This window comes from Staphylococcus croceilyticus, assembly GCF_002902575.1.
GTDB lineage: Bacteria > Bacillota > Bacilli > Staphylococcales > Staphylococcaceae > Staphylococcus > Staphylococcus croceilyticus.
In genome coordinates, this window is record NZ_PPRD01000100.1 from 1 (window position 1) to 2427 (window position 2427).

General features: G+C 26.6%; 2 protein-coding genes. Both read right to left on the reverse strand.

The window, feature by feature from the left end; translation table 11 throughout:
* The coding region (gene rsp / locus CD128_RS10545) for an AraC family transcriptional regulator Rsp (RefSeq protein ID WP_231917307.1) at nucleotides 1–1185 on the reverse strand (1185 nt) is incomplete at its 3' end.
* Between the two features lie 353 nt (nucleotides 1186–1538).
* A partial coding sequence (locus CD128_RS10550) for an ATP-binding protein (protein ID WP_331813075.1) occupies nucleotides 1539–2427 on the reverse strand: 889 nt, incomplete at its 5' end.

The following is a 2427-nucleotide window of genomic DNA, read 5'->3' on the forward strand; positions in this document are numbered from 1 at the left end:
TTTATAATCCTGATTATTATGTATAAATGAAATAATCAAACGATAAATTTCTTTGAATTCAGCTTTATTTTTAATGGTAACTGCTAGACTAATTTTCTTTTCAAAAAGCTTTTCAAAACATCTGTTAAGTAAATTAAAATTGATTTGTTGACCAAGGATGTCACTGATATCATTAATCAATATAGCGGAATTAGGTAAATAGGATAGTTCAATGTTATAAAAATCATTAAATACAAATTGAAATAATTCGTTTGTATTTTGAAAATGAATAAACGCTTTCGAGGATTTAGTCTGAGTTTGGGTTTGAATATTGTGAATATCGACATAAGTTGTTTCAGAAGTTAAATGGTCAGTAAATTCAAACTCTGAAATTAATTCTAAATGCTTTTCTTCTATATGGTGTCTAAATTTGATTTTAGGCATAGGTTGTAAATCATTTAATTTTGAACGAAATTGTTTAGGACTAAAGTCCAGATATTTCTTAAATTGATTTGTAAAATTAGTATGACTACTAAAACCTGATAATTCAGATATTGTTGTGATAGATTGATTTGTAGTTAATAGTAAATTTAAGGCATGTATAATCTTTAAGCTTGTATAAAAATCTTTGAAGTTCATATTTAAATAGCGAACAAATAAATTTGAACAGTAAGACTCAGAAATAACGGCATATTGAGCTAAATCTTGTAGAGAAATATTAGTTGTTATATTTTCATTTATAAATAACAAAATATTCGATAGTATTTGATGATCTACCGACATTTTAGGAATGTAGCTGGTTTCATTTCTAACTACAGCTTCTTTATAAAGTGTTTGAATAATTTTTGAAATTGCCTTTTCATCTTGAGATTCGTTATTTGAAAAGTGAGTAATACTTTGCAAAATGATGGATTTAATGAAGCGGTTAGATTGTAAAAGGTGACGGTCAAAATAACAATTAAAGAACGTATTATCCTCTAAATAAAAGTATGCGACAGGAATTTTAAGTTCTATTAAATTTTTAGCTATTTTTATTTGATATAAATCACCTTGATTAATAATCGCAATGTGATTTTGTAAATCTTTACTTTCTCCATTTATAGAAATAGTTAATTCATTAGTTAGTGAAAAAAGCAAAATCACATAGTTGATGTTTCGTGTTGGTGCAGAAGTAATATGTTCATGTAAAAGAAGGTTGCTACTCATGTATGTGGGTCTCCTGGTCGTTAGTATAGTTTTTTAAAATAATCTCGTTCAACATGTTTGAGGATAATAAAAGCTAGTTTTATACGGTAAATTTTCTTAAAATTGAAAGATTAACTAGAGAAGTATTTATTAATTTTAAATTTATAGCAAAGTAGATGAAAGTAAAAAACAAGTTAAAAAGCATTTAGATATAAGGTTTTAGCAATTCTTTAACATCAATGAGAAAATAACGTGCAAATAAACATTGAATAAAAAATATGGATTAAAACCTTAAAGATAAGGGTTTCAACCATATTTTTTGTTCATAAAAAGTAGACATTGAAAATAAAGTGCAAGTAACGTGCAAATAAAAATTATGCCCAATAAGGTATATATTTCATATGTCTTGGTGAGGTATCAGGATCTACTGGCTTGATATATCCCTCAGTAACTGCATCTTTTATAATTCTTGAAATAACAGAGATTTTTTTATCGTCTAAGCCAAATCTTGTTCTGAGTGACTGATTTGTTATATTTTCGCTCTCAACATATTTTAAACATGCATGCATGTATGTTGCTAGTATTTTTTCATCTTTAGTCATATCATTAATATTTTTGTAAGCATTTAAAGTAACCTTTATAAATTCATCATATAAAGTTATTTTAGGTGCAGGTAGTTGATATTTTTCTGTTTCAGATATTACTTTATCAATACCAGTACCACGTTCTTCACAAATTCCCATTCTTCTTAATAAGGAGGCTAAAATTTCATTTCTTGATTTTGGAGGGGAATCTAGAAATCTTTCGACCTTAATTAAAGGAGTTCCTGGATTAACTATTTCTATTCTATTATCAAAAATTTCAATTACTGGTCCAGTTCCACCTATAGTTAAATCTTGATGAATGAGAGCATTAGCTACTAACTCTCTTATAGCTAATTCAGGATACATTGTAACAGTAGTTCTAAAGACTTCGCCTATAACCTCATTACTTGGCAATAAATTATTTATATACTTTATAAGTCCTTTAAAACCACTAGCGTACCCTTTTACCCCTACTTGCTCACTAATAGTTTCAATTTTATTATTACCTTTATATTTAATAACTCGGGGAGCTTTTCTTTTTAGATGTTTAAAATCATCTAAGTTTTTAGCTAATAAAATTGCACCTAGATTTGTAATATAAATATTTCCTTCTTTTTCTTTAATAATTTCATCATATTTTAAATAATCAATAATTAAATTTAATTGATTTGGAATAGGT